The sequence below is a fragment of the Bradyrhizobium campsiandrae genome, assembly GCF_014529705.1.
Taxonomy (GTDB): domain Bacteria; phylum Pseudomonadota; class Alphaproteobacteria; order Rhizobiales; family Xanthobacteraceae; genus Bradyrhizobium; species Bradyrhizobium campsiandrae.
Genome location: NZ_JAANIH010000019.1, coordinates 61,272 through 77,646, shown reverse-complemented (window position 1 = coordinate 77,646; position 16,375 = coordinate 61,272). Strand labels below are relative to the sequence as shown.

The window sequence follows — 16,375 nt, the reverse complement described above, 5'->3', positions numbered from 1 at the left end:
GAAAAGGTTCCCGGACGATCGAGGTCTAGCTCGCGGCCGCCGCGATCTCGTGTCCGGGGCTGGCGTGGCGGTGGCCGGTCTCGTCGCCGCTTCTGACCTCCGGCGGAAGCCCGGCGAAGCGGCGCAGGGCTTGCGCCATCTGCACCCGGCCCTGGACGCCCGTGATCACCACGTCGACCATCGTAAAGGACGAGTGGAAATGGCCGTGCGCCTTGAGCTGCTCGACCGGCACGCCGGCGGCCGCCATCGCCTCCGCATAGGCGATGCCTTCGTCGCGCAGCGGATCGAACTCGCATGTCACCACGAAGGCCGGCGGCAGCCTATCGACCTTGCCGCGCAGCGGCGAGACGCGCGGATCGCTGCGGTCGTCGGGCGAGCAGTAGAGGTCCCAGAACCAGTACATCAGCGAGCGCGTCAGGAAGTAGCCGGTCGCGTTGTCGTTGTATGAGGGCCGCTCGAAGCTGCAATCCGTGACCGGGCAAACCAGTAGCTGGCCAGCGATCTGCGGCCCGCCGCGATCGCGCGCGAGCTGGCAGGTGACGGCCGCGATATTGCCGCCGGCGCTCCAGCCGGCGACCAGCACCGGCCCCGGGAGGCCGCCGAGCTCGGCGGCGTGCTCGGAAATCCAGCGCGTCGCCGCATAGCCGTCCTCGGCCGCCGCCGGGAAGCGATGCTCCGGCGCGTGGCGATAGCCGACGCTGACGAACATCATGCCGGTCCGCCGCACCATGTCGCGGCAGAACGGCTCGTCCGATTGCTCGTCGCCGAGCACCCAGCCGCCGCCGTGGAAATAGACCACGACCGGATGCGGTCCCGGCGTTGCCGGCTTGTAGACCCGATACGGCAGCGGGCCGTCGGCGCCGGGTAGTCGGCCGTCGACGATCTCGCCGATCGGCCGCCCCGCAGGCCGGCTCTTGTTGAACTCGCCCACGAAGGCGCGCGCGCCTATAGCGCCCATCGATTCGATCGGCGGCAGGTTGAGCGACGCCAGCAGGTTCAGCACCAGCCGCACGTCCGGCTGCAGCCGCACCACCTCGCCGTCATTGCACTGCGTTGCGACATTGGGACCGGTGAGCCTGAAACCGAGCATGCCGCGGCTGATCACCTCGTCGCAGATGCTGCGATAGGGGCCGACGCCGCCGGTATAGGGCATCAGGCCCTGCACCTTGCCCGGCACGTTGGCGCCCGTGTACCAGGTGTTGGCGAGCCGGTGCAGCGTCAGCATCGCGCAGTCGGCCATGTGCCTGGTCCAGCCGGCCTGCGCGGTCGTGGTCGGCTCGATCGTGGTGAAGCCGGCATCGCGCAAGGCTGCGAGGCGATCGACCACCCAGTCGACATGCTGCTCGATCGACACCGCCATGTTCGACAGCACCGACGGGCTGCCGGGGCCGGTGATCATGAAGAAATTCGGGAAGCCCTCGACCGTGAGTCCGAGATAGCTCTGCGGCCCCTGTGCCCAGACGTCGGTGAGCGATTTGCCGCCGCGTCCGGTGATCGGATGCACGGCGCGGATCGCGCCGGTCATGGCGTCGAAGCCGGTCGCGAACACGATGACGTCGACGTCGACACTGCGTTTGCTCGTGGTGATGCCATCAGCGGTGATCGCCTTGATCGGCTCCTGGCGCAGATTGACCAGGGTGACGTTCGGGCGGTTGTAGGTCGCGTAATAGTTGGTTTCGAGGCAGGGGCGTTTGGCGCCGAACGGATGATCGTCCGGCGTCAAGGCCGCCGCTGTCTCGGGATCCTTGACTGCGGCGCGGATCTTTTCGCGAATGAGGTCCTGGACGATCTTGTTGCCGTCGACATCGACGGCCTGGTCGGCCCAGAGCTGCGACAAGATGTGGACGAGATCGCCGGCGGCCCAGGCGCGTTCGAACCGCTCGCGACGCTCGGCATCGCTCAATTGCCAGCTGACCACCGTCTGCTGCGGATAGGGCACGCCGGCCATCGACTGGCGGGCCTGCTGGCGATAGGCGTCGCGATCTGCCCGCAGCAGGCTCATACGGTCGTCCGGGGCCGGGCCGTTATGGGCGGGCAGCGCAAAATTCGGCGTGCGCTGGAACACGGTCAGATGCGAAGCCTGCTCGGCGATCAGCGGGATCGACTGGATGGCCGAGGAACCCGTGCCGATCACGGCGACGCGTTTTCCGGCGAGATCGACACCGTCATGCGGCCAGCGGCCGGTGAAATAGACCTTGCCCCTGAAGTCGTTGACGCCGTCGATCTCCGGCGGCTTCGGCGCCGAAAGGCAGCCGGTGGCCATGATGTAATGGCGGCAGGAGACAGGCGCGCCGTTGTCGGTGGTGAGCTGCCAACGCTCGGCCGCTTCGTCCCATCTGGCTTCGGTGACCTTGGTCCTGAAGCGGATGTCGCGCCTCAGATCATAGCGGTCGGCGACGAAGCCGAGATAACGCAGGATCTCGGGCTGGGTCGCGTATTTCTCCGACCACGTCCAGGCGTTCTCGAGTTCCGGATCGAAAGTGTAGCTGTAATCGATGGTCTGGATATCGCAGCGCGCTCCCGGATAGCGGTTCCAGTACCAGGTGCCGCCGACGTCGCCTGCTTCTTCGAGAGCCACGGCCGAGAGGCCGGCCTTGCGCAAGCGATGGAGCAGATAGAGACCGGCAAATCCCGCGCCGACCACGGCAACATCGACCTGTTGAGGTGTTCCACCCGCCTTGGATTGACGTGTGGCGACCATAGCTTCAGGCATGGCATTCCTCCCGCGTGTTTTGTTTTGCCGGCAGGCTAGCTCTGCAGGCTCGGCTTGTCATCACGGCATGTGCAATCTTCGGTGGTCCCGTTTGCGGCATCATCGTGGCGGCGCGAACGTTGCCTTGATGCACGCATCGCGATGCACAATGGCCGTGATTGCCCGGGGTAATCATGCCCGATCCGTCTGTGTATGCTTGCGGCTACAAGCCACGCGATCCAGGGCGTCATGACAGAGTTGAGTGAGCGAACCAAAGCGAACATGGACGTCGTCCTGGAGGAGACGTGCCGCCAGTTGCCGCACGGCGGCGATCACGACAGCCGCAGGTTCATCGCCGAGCGCCTGATCGAGGCGGCGCAATCCGGCCACTCCACGCTCGGCGAGCTCGGCATCATCGCGCGACGTGCGCTGTCGGAGATCATCGCCAAGGGCGGTTAGCTGTCGCGAGCAGCGCTTGCCTCTTTGCCGGACGCGGACGTAACCTGCCCGCGAAGATTTCCGCGCATCGAGATCCCCCGAAGATGCGGTCGCTGTTTGCGCTCATGGCAGCCTTTGCATGGCTCTGCACCGGCGGGGTTCTGGCCCAGCCGGTTGGGCAATTTCCATTTGCGTTGACCCGCGAAGGCCAGATGCTCGGCGCCGTCGAGGGCGAGGTGGCCTCGTTCAAGGGGCTTGCCTATGCGGCGCCGCCGGTCGGCAGCCTGCGCTGGCGTTCGCCGCAGGCCTTGCCCGAGAGCTCGGAGATGAGCACGGCCTACGACTATGGCGCACCGTGCCTGCAGCCATCGCTACCGGCCGCGCGCGAGGATTGCCTCACCCTCAACGTCTTCAGGCCCTTCGGCGTCGATGGTCCGCTGCCGGTCATGGTGTTCATCCATGGCGGCGGTTTTGTTACGGGCACTGCCAATGATCCGTTGTTCGATGGTGGAAGATTTGCGCAGGCCGGTGTCATCGTCGTGACCGTGAATTATCGTCTCGGAGCGCTCGGTTGGCTTGCGCATCCCGCACTGTCGGAAAGTGGCTCCGGCAATTTTGGCCTGATGGACCAGATCACGGCGCTGCGTTGGGTGCACGACAACATCGCGGCCTTTGGCGGCGATGCCAACAACGTCACGCTGTTCGGCAACGGCGCCGGCGCGACATCGATTGCGCTCCTGATGCTGTGTGCGCAATCGCGCGATCTCTTTCAGAAAGCCATTCTGCAGTCGCTGCCCGGCCGTGCACGCCTGCCGTCGTGGCAGGAAGCCGAAGCCGCAGGCCGTCAGTTTGTCACTGCGCTCGGTAAGGCGGCGGATTTGCGTGCCGTCGAATCGGCGCGCCTGCTTGCTGCTGAAAGAAAGCTGCTGGAGACATCGCCGCGCAGCTTTGGGCCGGCGATTGATGGCAGCCTGGTGACGGAAGATATCGCTGCGGGATTTGCATCGGGACACGAGACCCGCATTCCGCTCATTATCGGCTCGAACGACGATGAGACGCGCTTCGACAGCGAGCTGCAGGTCAAGGAGGCGCTGTCATCCTCGGGCGAGAGCATTGACGAGTTGCGCAAGCTCTATCCTGATGCCAAGCAGCCGCCCGCGCTTGCGGCCAGCTTCTACACGGACAAGGTGTTTTCCGAACCGGTGCGGATGCTCGCCCGGCTTCATGCCGCGACCGGTGCCCCTACTTTCCGCTATCGCTTCGCCTATGTGCCGGAAGCTAGGGGCGGCAATGCCGACGAAGGCCACGGGCGCGAATTGCAGTTCATCTTCGGCGCCGAGGGCGTGCCCGGTGCGGGCATCTTCTCGCGGCGCGATCGCAAGGTCGCAAGCCGCATCCGCGCCTACTGGATCAATTTCGCCAAGAACGGCGATCCCAACGGCGCCGAGCTGCCGCATTGGGACGCGGCCGCGGACCGTGACCATCTGCTGCTGATCGCAAACGATCGCATCGCGAGCGGCGACGATCCATGGGGCGAGCGTCTGGACCGGCTCGCAGGCAAGAACAGGAAATGAGTTGGGCTCAGGCCGCGAGCTCGACGCGCGGCGCCGGTGTCAGCCGGTCTTCTTCCAGATAGTCCAGCGCGCCGTCCTTCTCGACGGCGTAGAACTGCTGGCCTTCCTTCGACCGGTAGGCGGCCCGGACGACGCCGCGGCGGCCCTTGTCACTGTTGACGACATCCCCCAGCGCAAACTTCTTCATCTCACGTCTCGCTTGTCTTCTGGCCGATTTCTGGCCACGGCCTGATTGTGGGCGGCAAATCGTTAACGGCTTGCTAACCATGCCGGTTTGCCTATGCTCGCCGCGGAGCGCGCGGCGCAGTTCGCAAGCGCATCATGTCACCGAGACGAGCCAGCCCAATGACGCGATTTCCGACCCTGTTTCTGTCCCACGGCGGCGGCCCCTGGCCCTTCATGGAGGACAGGCGGGTGCAGTACGCCAAGACCGCAGCGGAATTCGGCCGGCTGCCGCAGCTTCTGCCTGAACGGCCGAAGGCCGTGCTTGTGATCACCGGCCATTGGGAGGCCGAGGCCTTCACCGTGTCGACCTCGGCGCATCCGCCGATGGTGTACGACTATTACGGTTTCCCCGAGCATACCTATCACATCACCTACCCGGCGCCGGGCCAGCCCGCGCTTGCGGCGGAGGTGAAGGCGCTGCTCGCGCGCGCCGGCTTTGCTTGCCGGGAGGATGCCAATCAGGGTTTTGACCACGGCACCTTCGTGCCGCTCGGCCTGATGTATCCGAACGCCGACATGCCGATCGTGCTGCTGTCGCTGAAGTCGAGTTATGATGCGGCCGAGCACATCAAGGTCGGGCAGGCGATTGCCTCGCTGCGCGACGAGGGCATCCTGATCGTCGGCAGCGGGCTCACCTATCACAACATGCGCGGCTTCGGGCGGGCGGAATCGAAGCCCGTCTCGTATGATTTCGAAGCCTATCTGAACGAGGCGATCAGCAATCCCGATGCGGCGCGCCGCAACGCGATGCTGGTCGACTGGGAGAAGGCGCCGAGCGCGCGTCTCGCCCATCCGCGCGAAGACCACCTGCTGCCGCTGATGGTCGCGGCCGGCGCCGCCGGCAGTGACGTCGGCAGACGCGTCTTCGTCGACGAGGTCGCGAGCGTCGCGATGGCGTCGTACGTGTTTGGATAGATCGTAGGCGTCAGATGGCCAAGTTCAATTGACGCCGCGAATTGAAGGTCCTTACTGCTACAAAGTTTATCGTACGCTAGGCACCCAGCGAAAATCATCAACGCTTTTCACCTATGTTTCATTGTCTCTCACCCTGTTGGGTGATGCTCGACAATCGCTTCGCGGCTAATTGTGCGGATATTGTTGCATGCATCCGCACCGGTGAACGGGCTCACACACGTCCTGTTGGAAGAGCCGTAAGGTGCTGCCTGCGATCTTACACTCGCTGCGTCACGATCCTTTTTCCGCCTTGGCGACTATTTCGTGGTCCCTTTGCAATCGGAGAGATCCTCATGCAGAAATTCTCCTACGAGCCTTCGGCTTCCGAACGCCGCGTATTGAGAAAATGGCGTCTCGCTGTCGTCGGATTCTATGGGTCGTTGCTCGCATTGATCGTAGCGGCTGCATTTGCAACGAATGTAGGTGTCCAAGTCGCAAGTACGGAGTCGGTTATAGCGTCTCGCAAGTAGAACGATTGCCGGAATGCGAAGACGGGACGGATCTTAGCTCTGATCTATGACGCGGCGGGCGAGCGTGAGCTGTGGCCTTCAGTCCTTATAGCTAGTGAGCGATCAGATCCCCCACGAAGCGAGAGCGATGCGAAAGCTGCGCTGCTTGCGCGGAGGATGTAGCCGAAATCGGTGCTGCCGCACCACTATGAAAGATGACAGCGGGATAACTCCACCATTCGTCATGATGAAGTCCTGGTGTTTAGCGAAGGCAGAGCGTCAGCAGTTGCAGCTCGGTCGCTCTTATAACTGCCAAGGAAAGCTGGACTTCAACCGCCCATAAACGTTCCCGGTGATATTCGTTCTCCCAGAACCGGAGCTGAGAGTCGCGAGGCGAGCATTATCAGCTCCGATTGGCGATTGACGCCCGTCTTCCGAAAAATGGCCTTCAACTGGGTCTTAACAGTGTCCGTAGATACTCTTAGCTCTGTTGCTGCCTCGGGCAGGTTGCGGCCGCCGAGGATGTTCGACAGCAGCCGCGCTTCCGCTGGGCTCAATCGATATGCGCTCGCCAGCAGGCCGACAGCGTCGCGAATGAGGTCCGATTCCTGTATGAAAATCGCGAGGACCGCGGATGCCTCCGGCAAGCTCTCACTGCAAACTCCTCCAATCGGCAATATGTGAGCAAACATGGGCAAATCTTCGTCATGGGAGAGCTTCACGAGTAAGCTTTGGGCCGAAGCGCCTGCTTCCGCTGCCAGCCTCAGCGCGGCACCAAGCGCACGGTCCGCCGTCGAACAACTTGCCCTAACGATGTTATGACGGACACGAACTGCGGATTTCCTGTCGAGCAAGTCCTCGGCAGCGCGGTTCAAGCGAATAAGATGACCGCGAGCGTCAGTCAGAATGACCGCACAGCGCAACAGATCGAGTGTTTCGGCAAGCCTGGCCTGTTCGACTGTTTGATGACTGACGTGATCGGTGATGTCCGAGTGCACGCCGATCAGCCGCATCGCTCGCCCCGAATTGTCCCGCTCAATCTGAGTATTTGCAAAAATCCACCTGATCTTTCCGTCCGAGGGGCGCACGATACGATACTGAATCGAATAACCCTTGCTGTCACCCTGGACGGCTTTGATGAACGTATGCTCGGTCCTATGGCGGTCGTTTTCGTGAATGCGGCGCACCCAGTTCTCGTGCGTCTCGTATCGCTCTGCGGGCGGCAAGCCATGGATCGCGAGATATTCCGGAGAACGCTCATTGCGAAAGCCTGACGTCAGATCGACCTCCAGGCTTCCATACTTCCCGACGTATTGGATTCTTGCCAACTCAGTATCCCGGGATTTGAGCGCCAGGGTCGCAACGTGATCGCTCGTATCGTCCCGGCAGACGAGCAGAACACCGCAGATTCCGTTCTCGTCCTCAACCGGACTCAAGGTGTAGCTCCAGCAGCGCTCCACTTCCCGGTCGTCAACCTTGGTCCTCACGAATTGGCGGTCTCTTTGGACGCTCCCCTTCCCGGACATGACCCAGCGCATGTCAGCATCGATCACCTCGCAAAAGCCGCGCCAAAGACGACCGGCCGGCACTCCGAACCCGACGTCGCGAAGGAAGGGCTCGGCCATTCGGTCGAACGCATTATTGTAGAATTGTACGAAGTCGGCGCCCCACCAGATCAGCATCGGGTGATTGATCTTCAGGATGAACCCAAGTGTGTCGCGAAAGGAATCAGCCCAGTCTGCTGGACGGCCAAGCGGTGTGGCCGACCAATCGAACTGACTGAGCATCGCGCCTATCTTGCCACTGCGGGCACAAGTCGTTTGCCAATCGACCATTTCGCGCCTCGGCGCACAACCGAGCAATTGACCTTCGCTCCGGCCAAACTCGACTTACGGTAGAGATATTAAACAACAAAACGCAGCGGCTGACGAGCGTGTCATGGGAGCAATTTTGGCCAAAGTCCGAAAAATCCCGGCCAAGGCTTGCACAAAAATCGCTCAATGGGGTCCTGAGCCGTGTCATGCTTGGAAGTGCGTCCGATACCACTGAGGTGTCACGCCAAATCGGCGAATGAATGCTCGTCGTAGATTGTTCATCGTGCCGAAGCCACAACGCTTGGCGACCGTTTGGGCGGAAACACTGGTATCCTCGATTTGACGTCGCGCCTCGTCGAGCCGAATTCGTTCCACATATTCACGTGGCGTCTCTTGAAGCTCAGCGACAAACAGTCGCCTGAAGTTGCGTTCGCTCATTCCGACTCGAGCAGCAAGAGCTCTTGCGCTGAGATCCTCGGAAAGATGGGCCAAGGCCCATTCCTGGGCCATCCGAACTGCAGGAATTGAGCTGAATTGCGCCTGGAGATGCGCGCTGAATTGCGATTGCCCTCCGGGGCGCTTGAGAAACACGACGAGGCTGCGAGCTACGCGTAGCGCGAAGGTGCGTCCGTGATCCTCCTCGATCAGCGCCAGGGCAAGATCGATTCCGGCCGAAATCCCGGCCGACGTGTAGGTCTGACCGTCGCGTACAAAGATGCTGTCGATGTCGAGTGTGGTGGACGGGTACTCCCGCGCGAATGTCGACGCAAGCGCCCAATGGGTCGTCGCACGCTTGCCGTCGAGCAGGTTCGAAGCGGCGAGCAGAAAAGCACCCGTGCAAATAGAGCCATGCCGGCGCGCACGAGGAGCCGTTTCGCGCAACCAATTCGTCATCATCTTGTCACGCGACGCAGTGACGTGACCATATCCGCCTGCGACCAGCAGAGTGTCGATCGGGAGATCCTCCAGCTCCGTCAAAACGCGGTTGGGCAGGATGCAAAATCCGGCGGAAGTCTTGATTGGATCCATCGTCACTGCAGCGGTTGAAAGATGGTAGAGGGCGCCGCCGGCAAGAGAATTTGCCATCGCAAACGCTTCCATCGGTCCACAAACATCCATCGCCATGACGTCCGGATATATGCAGACGACGATATGAAGTGGAGAGTTTGACAAGCCGAGAGCGGACATTGCTCGGACAACCTCCAGGAAACCCGGGGGTGTTGATCTTGCCGCTTGTCGCAGAACCCGTCGAGTGCAAATTTGCCGGGGGCCCGGTCAGAGCTGGCTTTACGACGAGTTCAGCGTTGTCGAGCCTGCTGTTCACGCCAAGCGTAGAGCAGTCTGCACGCGTTAATCGGGATCAATGCGCTGTGGAGGATGAATATAGGAGCCAGGTGCAATGCGCCCGAGTAGATCAGAAACGCGACGTTGCTGCAGAGAGCCGCAACCCGCAGCGGAACCATATCCTTCATGTAGAATGTCATGAAGACAAGCGACGCCGCAATATACCCATCTAAATCGATCCACTTCATAGGAGCTTCTCGTTTGGCGTTGCGGGCGCCGCATTGGCCTGGGCGCAACGGAGCGTCAGCACCGCCGGCACTTCGAAGGCCGTGCATTCCTAGACGCATGCCCGAGACTACGCGAAGGAGTGCGAGATGCATCACCCCGACGGGTGATCTTATGGTCACGACTGCTGTGTTATGATGCGCGCGCTTCAGTGCCGGTGCGCGAGCAGCGGCTGGGGCCCCGCGGCCTGCGTGACCAGGTTGAGATGTTGGCCGGCGGGAATTCCTGGATAGACATGCGATGCTGGCACCAGAAATATCCGACGGCGCACAGTCAAGCTTCGCAAAGCATTCTGTTTTTCTCGAACGCCACTGAGGGTAGCAATGATGTTGCCATCTCGTCGCGAGATTCTATTCGGTGCCGGCAGCTTGAGCACACTCACGCTAATTTCTTCAGGCGTGAAAGCCGACGCGTTTCCGACGAGGCCCATCCGCTTGGTGGTGCCGTTCGCCGCGGGCGGTTCAAATGACGTCATCGCCAGACCTTGGGCAGACAAGATGAGCTCCTCGTTTGGACCCGTCGTCGTAGAGAACATAGCCGGCGCGGGAGGGGCTGTCGGCTGTGCCTCGGTTGCTCATGCGCCTGCCGATGGCTACACGCTTTTGCTCGGCAATGCCGGAAATCAAGTCGTCATACCGCTCGCTTCCCAGCGACCAAGCTACGAAAGTGCGCGAGACTTTCGGGCAATCTATCGGCTCGTCTCTAATGGCCTGGCCTTCGCGGTTCACCCTTCGCTTCCGGTCAAAGATCTGTCGCAGCTGGTCGCTTATGGCAAGGCTAATCCGGGCAAACTCTCATACGGCTCGGCCGGGATCGGCACGACCAATCAACTTGCTGGCGAGATGTTCAAATCGCAAGCTGAACTTCCCGACATTGTTCACGTGCCTTACCGAGGTGCAGCGCCCGCCATCAATGACTTGCTGGGCGGTCAGCTTCCCATGATCGTTGCGGTCATGACCGGCCAATTGCTTCAACTTCATGAAAGCGGCAAGCTCAGGATACTGGCGGTGACCAACGAACGCCGCATGGCCGGCGCACCCAATATTCCGACCGCCATCGAGAGCGGAATGCCTCATCTCAAATTTGATGGGTGGTTCAGTTTGTTTGCCCCGAGGGCAACACCCGAGCCGATCATCAGCCAACTAGCGCAAGCGACACATGAGATCATGTCAAACGCGTCGTTGCTCGAAAAATATCGAGCAGAGGTCCTGGAGCCTGATAGCGACTCGAGCCCGGATAAGGCTCAGCATATAGTACACGAGGAAGTCGAGCGCCTTTCCCCGCTGATAAGGTCGATACAATTGAAACTCGAATGAGTGATGGTGTTGCCGACGCCTGCTTGTGGGCCCCAAAACGGACAGGCCATGGTCACCTCGGCGACGCCCGCTTTCGGCCCACGCACCGAGCAAGCCTCACCCGTATTTCAGCTTCATCACCAAAATGCCGCCGGCGAGCAGCATGGTAACGGCGTTCGAGGCGATCAGCGGGCCGTCGCCCGAGAGCAGGCCGTAGATCAGCCAGAGCGCGAGGCCCAGCACCATGACCAGGAACATGCCGAGCGAGATGTCGCCGGTGGAGCGCGTCTTCCAGACCTTGATGGCTTGCGGTGCGTAGGCGACGGTGGTGCAGGTGGCGGCGGCAAAGCCGATCAGCTTGATCACGAAGGGGTCCATGGCCCCTCTATAACATGGATTCGAATGCGGTCATGTTTTACGCGCGGCGGGAGGCGATCAGGTCGCGATACAGCGCGGCGTATTCGCCGGCGCGATGGCGCCAGGACACGTCGGTGGCAAGGCCGCTTCTTTGCAGCCGCCGCCAGGTCGGCTTGTCATGGAAGGCGGCGTTCGCCCGGCGCAAGCTGCCGGCGAGGGCGTCCGCGGTCACGGGTGCGAATTTGAAGCCGGTGGCGTCACGTCCCGTCTCGCTGCCATCGATGATGGTGTCCTCGAGGCCACCGACGCGGGAGACGATGGGGATTGCGCCATAGCGCAGCGCGCAGAGCTGGGTCAGCCCGCACGGCTCGAACCTGGAGGGCACGACCAGCGCGTCGGAGCCGGCCTGGATCAGATGGGCCAGGATTTCGTCATAGCCGATCATGACACCGATCCGGCCCGGATTGGCGCGCGCCGCGGCCTGGTAGCGATCCTGGAGATCGCGGTCGCCGCTGCCGAGCAGCGCAAGCTGCATGCCCTGGTCCAGGATCGTCGGGATCGCCTCGAGCAGAAGGTCGAGCCCCTTCTGCCAGGACAGCCGGCTGATGACGCCGAGCAATGGCGCTTCGTCGGAGGAATCCAGATTGAACTGCTGTTGCAGCACCGCCTTGTTCGCAGCCCGGAAAACCAGGTCTTCGGGGCCGAAACGATAGGCGATGTGCGGATCGGTCTGCGGATTCCACACCTCGATGTCGATGCCGTTGAGGATGCCGCTCAGCACGCTGGCGCGCGCGCGCAAGAGGCCGCCGAGCCCCATGCCGCCTTCATCGCTTTGGATTTCACGTGCGTAGGTCGGCGATACCGTGGTGATGCGATCGGCGAGCTGCAGGCCGGCTTTCAGGAAGCTGATGCCCCCGAAATATTCGAGGCCGTGAACGTCGAACGTGGCGTCGCGAGGCAGGCCGATCGCGTCCGCCAGCGCGCGGTCGAACTTGCCCTGATAGGCCATGTTGTGAATGGTCATCACCGTGCCGGGGCGCGGTCCGCCGTCGTAGTGCAGATAGGCCGGCGCGAGCCCGGCCTGCCAGTCATGGGCATGCACCACGTCAGGCACGAAGGCCGGAACGAGACCGCGGCCGATATCGGCCGCCACGCGCGCCAGCGCCGCGAAACGCACGCCATTATCAGGCCAGTCGACACCTTCTGCGGTGACGTAGGGATTGCCGGGCCGCGCATAGAGATGCGGCACGTCGAGCACGAACAGGTCGAGCCCGTCGCGTGAACCGGCGAGGAGGCGTCCAGGCCCGCCGAAATAATCAGGCCAGCGCCGGATTTCCTCGGTCCCCGACAGCAGCCGCATCACGTCCGGATAAGCCGGCATCAAGGTGCGCATCTCGACGCCATGCGCCTTGAGCGCAATCGGCAGCGCGCCGGCGACATCGGCGAGGCCGCCGGTCTTGACGATGGGATAGACTTCAGAGGCGACCGCGAGGACGCGAACAGGCGTCATGTATTGAGCCTGTCGAGCATCGGTTGGGTGATCAGCGTGATGCCCTGCTCGGTGGTGCGGAAACGCTTGGCGTCGAATTCCGGATCCTCGCCGACGACGAGGCCTTCGGGGATCTCGACGCCGCGGTCGATCACGACATTCTTCAAGCGCGCACCGCGCCCGACATTCACGTAGGGCATGATCACGGCGTTCTCGACATTGGCATAGGAGTTGATGCGCACGCCGGTGAACAGCAGCGAACGACGCAGCGAGGCGCCGGAGATGATGCAGCCGCCCGAGACCAGCGAGCTCACCGCCTGGCCGCGCCGGCTCTCCTCGTCATGGACGAACTTTGCCGGCGGCGTGATCTCCGCATAGGACCAGATCGGCCAGGCGCGGTCGAACAGATCGAGCTCCGGCACCACGTCGGTGAGGTCGATATTGGCCGCCCAATAGGCATCGACCGTGCCGGCATCGCGCCAGTAGGCGCGGGGATCGTTGCCCGAGCGTACGCACGAGGTCGAGAATTGATGCGCGATGGCGCGGCCGTTCTTGACGATATAGGGGATGATGTCCTTGCCGAAATCGTGGTTGGAGTTCGTATCCTCTGCGTCGCGCTTGAGCTGGTCGAACAGGAATTTCGTATCGAACACGTAGATGCCCATGCTGGCGAGCGAGACGTCCGGCTTGCCCGGCATCGGCGGGGGATCCTTGGGCTTCTCGAGGAACTGCTGGATCCAGCCGTTCTCGTCGACATGCATGATGCCGAATCCCGACGATTCTGCCCGCGGCATTTCGAGGCAGCCGACGGTGACGTCGGCGCCGCTGTCGACGTGCTGGCGCAACATCACCTCGTAGTCCATCTTGTAGATGTGGTCGCCGGCGAGCACCACGATGAAACGGGCATTGTGCGACTCGATGATGTCGATGTTCTGGTAGATGGCATCCGCCGTGCCAACATACCACATGCTCTCCGAGACGCGCTGGCTTGCGGGCAGGATGTCGAAGCTCTCGTTGCGCTCGGGGCGGAAGAAGTTCCAGCCCATCTGGAGATGCCGGATCAGGCTGTGCGCCTTGTACTGGGTGGCGACCGCGATGCGGCGGATGCCGGAGTTTACGGCGTTCGACAGCGCGAAATCGATGATGCGGGATTTGCCGCCGAAATAGACCGCGGGCTTGGCGCGCCGGTCGGTCAATTCCAGCAGGCGGCTGCCGCGGCCGCCGGCCAGGACGAATGCCAGTGCCTGGCGGGCAAGCGGCTCATTTCCGGCGGCACTCATGTCTTCCTCCCACTCGTCTGGCGCAAGCCAAGCTCTGGCGTCAACCAAGGCCTTCGCGAAGTGCCTTCCGGCCGCGCGTCATTGGAACTGATAGTAACGGCACGAATAGGTAATCGGGAAGGTGCTTGTTGGTTGCGAACGCGTGGGAAGCTTAACGCTTTGCCGGGATGCACGGCCCCTTCCGGCGCCGTCGTCCGGCGGTCATATTGGAGGCGTGCGTGGCCGCCTTGTGCGCTGCACGCGAAATTCGAGACTTTGACTTCGCGCAAGGATGCAAGATCATGGCATGCGATCCTCCTTCGAACGAAACGTCAGACAGGGAGTAAGACGATGAGTATCTGGAAAATGGCAATCGCCTGCTCGTTGGCGGTTGGCGTCATGACGGCCCAGATCGGGCAGGCAGCAGCGGCACCGATGCCGACCAACGTTGGGGCCATGAAGGCCGCGGCCGGCGATGACGTCACGCAGGTGCATTGGCGCGGCGGCGGATGGGGTTGGGGGCTGGGCGGCTTTGCGGCCGGCGCCATCATCGGCAGTGCGATCGCCGGCGCGCCTTACGGTTATTACGGCGGCGGGCCGTATTACGGTTACGGCTATCCCAGCTACGGCTATGGTTACGCGCCGGCCTATTACGGCTATGGCTACGGACCGGCCTATCCGCGATATTATCGGCCCTATCGCCCGTATTATGGCTATCGCTACGGCTATTACCGGCCGTACTACCGTCACTACTACCGCCCTTATTGGTAAGCGCTAGAGCGACAGCCAAACGATCAGGCTCATGCAGGCAAAGTGCGCGAGCACGATTGCGGCGAGATGCAGCGGGCCGGCCTTGAGGCGAGGAGCGCGCATCCCGCCGCACCCCGCGCTAGTTTGATCCCGCGGCCGCGGCGGTGAAGCTGCGGTCGACGGCTTTGCTGACGTCGAACGTCTTCGGCAGGATGCCGTAGCGCGTCGAGCGGTCGGATGCTGCCTGCACTTCCTTCACAACGTCTTCATCGATCGGAATCGGGCTGGTGCGCTGCGCGGTGTAGGCCGACAGCAGCACGTCCTCCGGCAGTCTTGTCAATTCCGCCGTGCTCCTTGCGTATTCGGCAGTGTGATCCAGCGACCACAGCCGTGCCTTGTTCAGCCGTTGCACCAGGTCCTGCACCGCTGCGCGCTTGGTGGCGATGGCGTTGTCGGAGGCGACGATGAAGGTGATGGTCGGAGTCAGGCCTTCGCCATCGGCAATCACCCGTGCCTTGTCCTTCAAGGTCGCGAACGACACGTAGGGCTCCCACACCGCCCAGGCGTCGATCGAGCCCGCCACCAGCGCGACCTTGGCATCGACAGGGCCGAGCGGCGCGAAGGTCGCGTCCTCGAGCTTGATCTGCGCCTTCTCCAGTGTCGCGTCGATCAGGAACTGGCCCCAGCCGCCGCGCGTGCCGGCGAGGCGCTTGCCCTTGAGGTCGGCAGCCGACTTGATCGGCGAATCCTGACGCACCAGGATCGCCTGCGTCCTGGCGTCGGAACGCGTGCCACCGATCGCCTTGATCGGTGCGCCCGCCGCATAGATCGAGAGGAACGAGAGATCGCCGGTATAGCCGACGTCGAGCGCGCCGGCATTGAGCGCTTCCAGGATCGGCGCGGCTGCGGGGAATTCCGACCATTCGATCTTGTAGGGCAGGTCCTTCGCGTAGCCCGAGATCTCCAGCAAGGAGCGGTTGCCGCCCTTCTGGTCGCCGACGCGCAGCACGATTGCGTCGGCGGCGAAGGAGGCTGCGGCCGTCGAGAGCGCGACGGCTGCAGCGAACAACGAGGCGGCGAGCCGGCGGGTGATGGAATGGTCGTCGAAATTGGTGCTCATGTGGCCTGTCTGATTGCTTTGCTCACGACGTGTGAGCGAACGATGCAGCGAGGCGATCAAGTCTATGAGCGCGCAATGCGCCGTCAATGAAATGGCCAACCGTATTGTGCGCGCATCGAGCAATGACGTTTCGGCAAAATGCTGCTTTCGAGAACGTGCGGTGTGCGCGGCGAAAAAAGTGCGCGGCAAGGACGCCGGCAGAGGGAGCCGAACCGCGCCGTGCCCATTGATGCATCGACGAAAATCCTTTCATCGTCTCGACCCGCGCCGGTGGAGAGAATGACTTCGCTTCGCGTAACATTCGAAATTCCATTTCATTGACGATGCAGCGCGTGCGCCGCATGATTTGCGCATCGCATCAACGCGGGGCGTGATCGCCCGCGGAAGGAT

The 16,375-nt window shown here is 62.4% G+C and carries 14 protein-coding genes; 5 read left to right on the top strand and 9 right to left on the bottom strand.

Going from position 1 to position 16,375, the window contains the following annotated elements; genetic code table 11:
* Positions 1-25: 25 nt before the first annotated feature.
* Positions 26-2,713, bottom strand: coding sequence for a flavin-containing monooxygenase (locus G8O24_RS16305; protein ID WP_188100918.1), 2,688 nt, complete (start codon positions 2,711-2,713; stop codon positions 26-28).
* Between the two features lie 192 nt (positions 2,714-2,905).
* Between G8O24_RS16305 and G8O24_RS16300 the strand changes: the two genes are divergently transcribed.
* Together G8O24_RS16300 and G8O24_RS16295 are read left to right on the top strand one after the other, a co-directional pair.
* Entirely contained in the window at positions 2,906-3,151 is a 246-nt protein-coding gene (locus G8O24_RS16300) for a hypothetical protein (RefSeq protein WP_188100917.1), read from the top strand.
* An 83-nt stretch (positions 3,152-3,234) separates the two neighbouring features.
* On the top strand, positions 3,235-4,704 hold the full coding sequence (locus G8O24_RS16295; RefSeq protein WP_188100915.1) for a carboxylesterase/lipase family protein: 1,470 nt from the start codon (positions 3,235-3,237) through the stop codon (positions 4,702-4,704).
* 7 nt (positions 4,705-4,711) lie between these two features.
* On the opposite strand, the gene G8O24_RS16290 is transcribed toward G8O24_RS16295, so the two are convergent.
* Entirely contained in the window at positions 4,712-4,891 is a 180-nt protein-coding gene (locus tag G8O24_RS16290; protein WP_188100913.1) for a hypothetical protein, read from the bottom strand.
* Between the two features lie 158 nt (positions 4,892-5,049).
* Here G8O24_RS16290 and G8O24_RS16285 point away from each other — a divergent pair, with 158 nt between their 5' ends.
* Positions 5,050-5,844 (top strand): DODA-type extradiol aromatic ring-opening family dioxygenase, encoded by a 795-nt coding sequence (locus G8O24_RS16285; protein ID WP_188100911.1) that lies wholly within the window; start codon positions 5,050-5,052, stop codon positions 5,842-5,844.
* An 817-nt stretch (positions 5,845-6,661) separates the two neighbouring features.
* Here G8O24_RS16285 and G8O24_RS16280 read toward each other — a convergent pair.
* The 3 genes from G8O24_RS16280 to G8O24_RS16270 all read right to left on the bottom strand — a co-directional run bounded on the left by G8O24_RS16280 (position 6,662) and on the right by G8O24_RS16270 (position 9,678).
* Positions 6,662-8,167: a helix-turn-helix transcriptional regulator gene (locus G8O24_RS16280; protein WP_188100909.1), complete on the bottom strand. Its 1,506-nt coding sequence runs from the start codon at positions 8,165-8,167 to the stop codon at positions 6,662-6,664.
* Between the two features lie 183 nt (positions 8,168-8,350).
* A complete protein-coding gene (locus G8O24_RS16275) occupies positions 8,351-9,334 on the bottom strand; it encodes a GlxA family transcriptional regulator (RefSeq protein ID WP_188100907.1) in 984 nt (327 codons plus the stop codon).
* A 110-nt stretch (positions 9,335-9,444) separates the two neighbouring features.
* Entirely contained in the window at positions 9,445-9,678 is a 234-nt protein-coding gene (locus G8O24_RS16270; protein WP_188100905.1) for a hypothetical protein, read from the bottom strand.
* Between the two features lie 360 nt (positions 9,679-10,038).
* Between G8O24_RS16270 and G8O24_RS16265 the strand changes: the two genes are divergently transcribed.
* A complete protein-coding gene (locus tag G8O24_RS16265) occupies positions 10,039-11,031 on the top strand; it encodes a Bug family tripartite tricarboxylate transporter substrate binding protein (protein WP_188100904.1) in 993 nt (330 codons plus the stop codon).
* Between the two features lie 96 nt (positions 11,032-11,127).
* Here the strand turns inward: G8O24_RS16265 and G8O24_RS16260 are convergent, their stop codons facing one another.
* Genes G8O24_RS16260 through glgC form a run of 3 tightly spaced genes read right to left on the bottom strand, consistent with a single transcriptional unit; the run spans position 11,128 to position 14,136 of the window.
* Complete coding sequence (locus G8O24_RS16260) at positions 11,128-11,388, bottom strand: SemiSWEET transporter (protein ID WP_188100902.1); 261 nt, start codon at positions 11,386-11,388, stop codon at positions 11,128-11,130.
* A 37-nt stretch (positions 11,389-11,425) separates the two neighbouring features.
* Positions 11,426-12,877 (bottom strand): glycogen synthase GlgA, encoded by a 1,452-nt coding sequence (gene glgA, locus G8O24_RS16255; RefSeq protein ID WP_188100901.1) that lies wholly within the window; start codon positions 12,875-12,877, stop codon positions 11,426-11,428.
* A complete protein-coding gene (gene glgC / locus G8O24_RS16250) occupies positions 12,874-14,136 on the bottom strand; it encodes a glucose-1-phosphate adenylyltransferase (RefSeq protein ID WP_188100899.1) in 1,263 nt (420 codons plus the stop codon). Before glgC ends, glgA begins: the two co-directional genes overlap by 4 nt.
* A gap of 330 nt (positions 14,137-14,466) precedes the next feature.
* Between glgC and G8O24_RS16245 the strand changes: the two genes are divergently transcribed.
* Positions 14,467-14,886, top strand: a complete 420-nt coding sequence (locus tag G8O24_RS16245) for a hypothetical protein (RefSeq protein ID WP_188100898.1) — start codon at positions 14,467-14,469, stop codon at positions 14,884-14,886.
* A 118-nt stretch (positions 14,887-15,004) separates the two neighbouring features.
* On the opposite strand, the gene G8O24_RS16240 is transcribed toward G8O24_RS16245, so the two are convergent.
* The gene (locus G8O24_RS16240) at positions 15,005-15,985 is read right to left on the bottom strand and encodes an ABC transporter substrate-binding protein (RefSeq protein WP_188100896.1); all 981 of its coding nucleotides are present in this window, start codon (positions 15,983-15,985) and stop codon (positions 15,005-15,007) included.
* Positions 15,986-16,375: the final 390 nt, after the last annotated feature.